Source organism: Nitratidesulfovibrio oxamicus (assembly GCF_015731765.1).
GTDB lineage: Bacteria > Desulfobacterota > Desulfovibrionia > Desulfovibrionales > Desulfovibrionaceae > Cupidesulfovibrio > Cupidesulfovibrio oxamicus.
This window is the reverse complement of sequence record NZ_VRYY01000104.1, coordinates 1-6,507: the sequence shown is the minus strand read 5'-3', so window position 1 is coordinate 6,507 and position 6,507 is coordinate 1. Positions and strand designations below refer to the sequence as shown.

The 6,507-nt window shown below is 67.1% G+C and carries 6 protein-coding genes; all 6 read right to left on the bottom strand.

The window, feature by feature from the left end; translation table 11 throughout:
• A partial coding sequence (locus FVW20_RS04720; RefSeq protein WP_196608507.1) for a gamma-glutamyltransferase occupies positions 1 to 260 on the bottom strand: 260 nt, incomplete at its 3' end.
• 202 nt (positions 261 to 462) lie between these two features.
• The gene (locus FVW20_RS04715) at positions 463 to 2,235 is read right to left on the bottom strand and encodes a YcaO-like family protein (RefSeq protein WP_196608506.1); all 1,773 of its coding nucleotides are present in this window, start codon (positions 2,233 to 2,235) and stop codon (positions 463 to 465) included.
• A gap of 1,282 nt (positions 2,236 to 3,517) precedes the next feature.
• Positions 3,518 to 4,249, bottom strand: a complete 732-nt coding sequence (gene hisA / locus FVW20_RS04710) for a 1-(5-phosphoribosyl)-5-[(5-phosphoribosylamino)methylideneamino]imidazole-4-carboxamide isomerase (protein WP_196608505.1) — start codon at positions 4,247 to 4,249, stop codon at positions 3,518 to 3,520.
• Positions 4,246 to 4,917 (bottom strand): hypothetical protein, encoded by a 672-nt coding sequence (locus tag FVW20_RS04705; RefSeq protein ID WP_196608504.1) that lies wholly within the window; start codon positions 4,915 to 4,917, stop codon positions 4,246 to 4,248. The genes hisA and FVW20_RS04705 overlap by 4 nt, the downstream gene beginning before the upstream one ends.
• Positions 4,917 to 5,507 carry an imidazoleglycerol-phosphate dehydratase gene (locus FVW20_RS04700; RefSeq protein ID WP_196608503.1) on the bottom strand — a complete coding sequence of 197 codons (591 nt, stop codon included), beginning with the start codon at positions 5,505 to 5,507 and terminating at the stop codon, positions 4,917 to 4,919. Before FVW20_RS04700 ends, FVW20_RS04705 begins: the two co-directional genes overlap by 1 nt.
• A gap of 60 nt (positions 5,508 to 5,567) precedes the next feature.
• Complete coding sequence (gene tatC / locus FVW20_RS04695; RefSeq protein WP_196608508.1) at positions 5,568 to 6,359, bottom strand: twin-arginine translocase subunit TatC; 792 nt, start codon at positions 6,357 to 6,359, stop codon at positions 5,568 to 5,570.
• Positions 6,360 to 6,507 lie beyond the last annotated feature (148 nt).

Genomic DNA, 6,507 nt, shown 5'->3' with positions numbered 1-6,507 from the left:
AGGTCCGGGGTCACCGCCGCGCCGGAGCGTCCGCTGGCGTCAATGCCAACGGGCGCGGGCGCGCCGGGTTGGTGGATCAGCCAGAAGCCGTCGCCGCCAAGTCCGGTCATGTGCGGATAGACGGCGCACAGGGTGGCGGCTGCGGCCACCACGGCCTCCACGGCGTTGCCGCCCTCGCGCAGGATGGCCAGCCCGGCCTGCGAGGCGAGATGATGGGGGGTGACGACCATGCCCCTGCGGGCGCGCGGCGTGTGCAGCATGACCGGGCTCCTTGGCGTTGAAATTTCAACGGGCATCCGCTGTCGGCCATGCCGCCAGCCTGCCCGTCTGCGGCCTTGCGCCGTCTGCATCCGCCCCTACCAGAAAGTTTGAGGGAGGGGATGGGGTCCGGGGAAGGGGAGGGTACTTTTCAAAGTACCCTCCCCTTCCCCGGTTCGTCTTCTCTCTTTCTCTCTCTTTCCCCTACCCCCGCAGCCTCAGGTAATTGCGGAACAACCGGCGGCTCATGCGCGACCAGGTATCGAAGTCTGCGGTGGATTCCAGCCCGGGAACCAGCGCCTTGACCACGGGGAATTCCAGGTCGGCGTGGGTGAGTTCCACGTACACGGGGGCCATGCGGTTGACGGCGAACAGGGTTTCCAGCAGCGCCAGATTGCGCTGGGGCGATTCCAGGCTCAGGTCGGGCAGGTCTTCCAGCTTGCGTTCCGGCAGGCCGCGCACGCCGGGGCCGGAGGGGCCCCCGTTGGGGTAGGCGAAGGGCGTTTCGGTCATGGCGGAAAGCACGGCGCGCCGACCGCAAAGGCCTGCGCCGGTGCCGCGCGCCACCTGCCCGCGCGGCCCAACCACAAAGCACTTGTAGCAGGGCACGCCGAACTCGGTGGTCAGATCCTGGAACTGGATGTGGATGCCGCGCGCGGCGTAATCGTCCAGCAGGGATTGCAGGCGCGCATCGTCGGTGACCAGGCGGAAGCACTGCGCGCGGTCGTAGGGTACGGTGGCTTCGGCGTCACGCTCGAGAATTTCGGTAAGCGCGGCCACCTTAGCCTCGGCCATGATGTTGCCGGTGGCAAGGCCCGTGGATCCGGACGCCGAGAACAGGGCAATTTCATCAAGATTGCAGAACAGATAGGCCATCTGCGCGGGCACCAGCACGGGCCGCGTGCCGCCCGTGTCGTCGGGGGTGTGCCCGGTGAGCCAGTACAGGGGCTGGTCCTGATATGGGGCTTCCAGCGGGATGGCGTGGGGGGGCAGCACATCGCGGCCATCGGCCAGCAATTCGGACAGGCGGGCGCGCAGCAGCGGCTGCGGCGTGGCCCGGTCGAGCACATGCAGTTGGCCATCCATTTCGCCGACAGAGACGTACGACGAGGCGCGCTCCACCATCTCCATGGCGTACGAGGCGCGCGCATCGGCCAGGGACAGGCCGCGCCCGTAGGTGGTGCCCTCGCCCTTCAGGGTGTAGTCGAGCGCGCCGCAGCGCACGGTCATGTCCACGTTCCAGCGGCGCAACAGGGCGATGGGCGAAAGGGACGCCTCGTGGCGCATCTCTACCCCGGCGATGATGCCGTTTTCCACCAGCCGCTCCAGCGCGAGGGAAGCCGTCTCGTGCGAAGGCGGGCGCTGCCAGGGGGCGGGGTCTGCGGGGGCCATGGCCAGGAGGGCGCGGATGTCGGCGGCGGTGACCACCGGGCGCTCCGGACCATCGAGAATCTCCGCAGGGTCGTACAGCGGGGGGATGTCCATGTCCTCCAACTGCGGCAGCATGCGATGGTTGTGCATGTTGTCGCGGAACACCTCGCACCAGGCGCGGTGCAGGTCGCGGTCGGTCTGGGTGTGCCAGCGCAGGGCGATGTGCGGGGTGGCTGCCTCGATGGCGGCAAGGGCTTCCGGCGCCGGGGTCGGAGCCGCCGCAAGGAGGCCGGAAAGGTTGGGGTTCAGCAGGCACGCCTCGCGCAGCAGGGCTGCGGTGGCGGGACGGGCGATGGGGGCAAGGGCGTCCAGAAGGGCGGCCATGCGTTCCGGCGGGAACACGGCGGCAAGGCGCAGCAGATGGCTGTGCAGGAATTCGTCGAGGGGGGCGGCCTCCAGTCGGTCGAGGCCCTGCTCGAAGGTCATGTCCGCAGGCGGCTCGCAGGCGAAGTAGCCCGTGGTGGCCTCCGTGGAGGTGTGGGCATAGCGGTAGTGCAGGGTGGGGAGGGCGGCGGCGGGGGCCGCGAGCTTGGTCGAATCGGGCATGGGTCCTCCGTGAGTGTGCGTGGGGATGGCATAGCGTATGGGCGGCAGGGGGGGAAGGGGGGATGGTGGGAGAGAGGTGGTGCGTGGTTGCACCCGGCTTCTACGAAGACAGTTGTGGCTGTTGGCCACGCTTGATTTCGTTATGCTTCCGGCGGGTGGAGGGGGGAGAGGTGGTGCGTGGTTGCACCCGGCTTCTACGAAGACAGTTGTGGCTGTTGGCCACGCTTGATTTCGTTATGCTTCCGGCGGGTGGAGAGGGGAGAGGTGGTGCGTGGTTGCACCCGGCTTCTACGAAGGCAGTTGCGCCCCGTTGATCACGCCCGATTTCGTTATGCCTCCGGCGGGCAAGGGGCCGCTAAGCGGCAGCCCCTTGCAACCCCGCGCTCCGGGGGGCTTCGCCTCCCCTGGACCCCCAACGTATCCTGCGCCGCATTCTTACGCTGGGCAGCTTCCCTGCGGCGCTGGCGCGCCTCGGGCGATCTGCCCGGCTGAATGCGTATGCGCGCATGGCTCCCGGTGGCATCGCACAACTAAGGTGCCACTACTCACGCCCTCGTTGCGACGCATGTGCCGCCGTCAAAGCCCGGCGTCACACGCTTCTACGCACGGAACGCGGGCGATGGACAAACGCGTTGTTGTCTTGTGGTCACCTGCTTACTTCCATGAAGATGCACTCCCTTCGCTTGAGCGTAAAACCTTAGCGCGGCGATACGCATCCGAAGCCGGAGATCGCCGCCGGAGGCTTTGCGACGGCGGAAGCTCCGGCGGTAACGGATGCGCGCCGCGAGGTGGGTGAAGGTAAAGGCACCCTCGTTGTGCCATGCCGCCGGGAGTCATGCGCACATCGCATTCCCGTCGCAAGATCACCCGAAGGCGCCCTGCGCCGCAGGGAAGCTGGAGACGAAGGAATGCGGTGCAAGACTACTCGGGGTTCCAAGGGGCGGAGCCCCTGGAACGCGGGGGTGCAGGGGGTGTTCGTTACAACACCCCTTGCCCGCCGGAGGCATAACGAAATCGGGCGTGATCAACGGGGCGCAACTGCCTTCGTAGGGGCCGGGTGCAACCACGCATCACCTCTCCCCCCTGCCCGCCGGAGGCATAACGAGATCGGGCGTGATCAACAGGGCGCAACTGCCTTCGTAGGGGCCGGGGCAACTGCGCGCGCCCCTCTTCCTCCCCACACGCACGCCAAACAACAAGGGGGCCGCGTTTCCGCAGCCCCCCGTACAACTATCCAGTTCAATCTCGCGTGCGCCGTACATAACCGCGCAGCGCCTACCCCCTATTGCGCCGCAATCCACTCCATGGCCGCGTGCAGGTCGAGAGTGCCGGTGTAAATGGCGCGGCCGGTGATGGCCCCTTCCACGCTTGAGGTCAGCGTCAGCGGGTACAACGCCCGCACGTCTTCCAGCGTGGCCACGCCGCCCGCCGCGATGACCGGCACTGGGCACATGCCCGCCAGCCGTTCCAGCGCGGCAAGGTTCACCCCGGTCTGCATGCCGTCGCGGTCGATGTCGGTGTAGATGACAAAGGCGGTTCCGGCGTCCAGCAGGCGGGGCAGCACGTCATCAACGGTCAGGCCGGAATCGGTCACCCAGCCCTTGGTCTTCAGCCTGCCGCCCTCGGCGTCCAGCGAAACCCCGATGCGCCCCGGAAAGGCGGCGCACAGGCGGGCGTACAGGTCCGGTTCCTCCAGGGCCACGGTGCCGATGATCAGGCGCTCCACCCCGGCGTCGAGATAGGCTTTCGCCGTGGCCTCGTCGCGAATGCCGCCGCCAAGCTGCACCGGCACGGAAAGGTCGGCGCAGATGCGGCGGATCAGTTCGAAGTTGGCGGGCATGCCGCTGAAGGCCCCGTCCAGGTCGATGACGTGCAGCCATTTGGCGCCCTGGTCCTGCCAGTGGCGAGCCATGGCTGCCGGATCGTCGGAAAACACGGTTTCTGCGTCGGCGCGGCCCTGCCGCAGCCGCACGCAGCGGCCATCCTTGATGTCCACGGCGGGGAACAGGATCACAGGCCAAACTCCTTGATGGCCTTCCGCATTCCTTCCCTGGCCAGGTCAAGGGCCGACAGCCACTTGCCCTTGCGCCCCACGAACTTGCCCACTTCCAGCAGGTTGTCCGCAAGGCCCATCTGCTTTTCGTCGTAGTTGGAGCGCATGACAAGGGTGCCGCCCTTCACGTCGATGAGGAAGACATCCATCATGATGCTGGCCGATTCGGTAACGCCCATGTCGCCGCCCTTGCGTTCGCGCATGTCGACGACCTGGGGCACCAGCAGAAAGTCCACCTCGGCCTTGCGGCCCACTTCCACCCAGTAGGCCAGCGCCTGCGGACGCCCGCCGGTGCGGCCTTCTGCCTGGGGGGCAAGCGAGGGCTTGGTGGCGGCAAAGCTGTATACACGCTTTGTTTCGGCGCGCAGGATGTCGCCGAAGGTGCGGTCAAGGTCGGCAAAGGTTTCTTGCGATACCCGCTGCTGGTCCTCTGGGATGTACCCGGCCAGCAGGTCGGCCATGGCCGTGGGCTGGGTGAAGGCTGCCACGCCGATGGTGGCCTCCGGCAACGGAGCCGGGCCTCGCTGGCGCTGCGAGCAGCCGGGCAGGGCGACGAGCAGGGTGAGGACGAGCAGCGCGAGCAGCGCGCCCGACACCGGGAAGGCGATGAAACCGCGATGGGTACGCATCAGTCTAGGCTCCCTTTGGTGCTGAGCAGCGTCTCGCGGTCACGGCGCACCGCCTGCCGCAGGGCAAGTCCCAGCCCCTTGGCGGCGGATTCCAGCAGGTGGTGACCGTTCCTGCCGTACAGGAACGAGACGTGCAGGTTCATGCGGGCGGCCGAGGCAAACGCCTTCAGGAATTCGCGCCACAGGTCGCGTTCCTGCCCGGCGATGACGGGCGGCAGAAGATCGTCCCCGCGCCATTCAAGCCACGGGCGACCGGAAATGTCGATGCATACGTCGGCCAGGGCCTCGTCCATGGGCACGCGGGCAAAACCCACGCGGGCGATGCCCGACCGTTCGCCCAGGGCATCGGCCAGGGCCTGCCCCAGGCACAGGCCCACGTCTTCCACGGTGTGGTGGGCGTCGATATCCAGGTCGCCGGTACAGGACAGGGTAAGGTCGAATCCGGCCCAGAACGCGGCCAGGGTGATGACATGGTCAGCCATGCCGAACCCGGTATGCACGTTGACAAGGCCCTGCCCGTCCACCACGAGGTCGAGGCGGATGGAGGTTTCCTTGGTTTCGCGGAACACGGCTGCGCTGCGCTGGCTCATCTCGGGCTCCTTCCGGGGGGCTGGGTTCATGTGTGGACCTTTGCGCGCCGTAGCGCGGAGCTAGTCGCCCTGCACTACCTTGTCGGGGCCGGGTGTTTCTTCCTCGCCGGCCTCTTCCCCTTCCGCGTCCTCGCCGTCTTCCGTGCCGGGCTTCTTCTTGCCGAACACGGCAGCAACGCCGATGCTTATTTCATACAGCACAAGCATGGGCGCCGCCATCATCATCTGCGAGAAAACATCCGGCGGGGTAAGGATGGCGGCCACGACGAATATGGCGAGGATGGCGTACTTGCGGGTCTTGCGCATCCACTGCGCGGTGACGATGCCAAGCCGCGCCAGGAAGAACGCGAACAGCGGCATCTCGAAAATGAGACCGAAGGCCAGCAGCATCTTGAGCGTGAAGCCCAGATACTCGTCCAGCTTGGGCATGGGCGCGATGGTGTCGGTGGCGAAGCCCACGAAGAACTCGAAGGCATACGGAAACACCTGGAAATAGCAGAACGCCGCGCCCGCCACGAAGAACAGCGCGGATGCCCCGGCAATGGGAATGACGTGGCGCTTTTCCTCGTCGTACAGGCCGGGCGCGATGAACAACCATATCTGGTAGAACAGGTACGGGCTGGCCAGAAAGGCCCCGGCCACCAGCGCCACCTGCATGTAGACGAAAAACGCCTCCGGCAGCGCGGTGTAGATCAGCTTGGAACCGGACGGCAGCGCCCGGGTCAAGGGGATCATCAGGTAGTTGAAGAGCTGTTCGGCAAAGCCGTAGCAGGCGAAGAAGCCCACGCCCAGCGCGATGAGGCTGCGCACCAGGCGTACGCGCAGTTCGGAAAGATGGTCCAGCAGGGTCATGGAGCGGCCACCCTCGGCGGCGGCTTCGTCTTCCTTGCTGGCGCGGTCCACGGCCTCGCTGAGGTCGCGCGGGGGGGCGGACACCACGGCGGTCTCCGGGGCGGAGGCTGCGTCGGTGCCATCCGGGGGCGGGGTGCCGTCCCCGGGG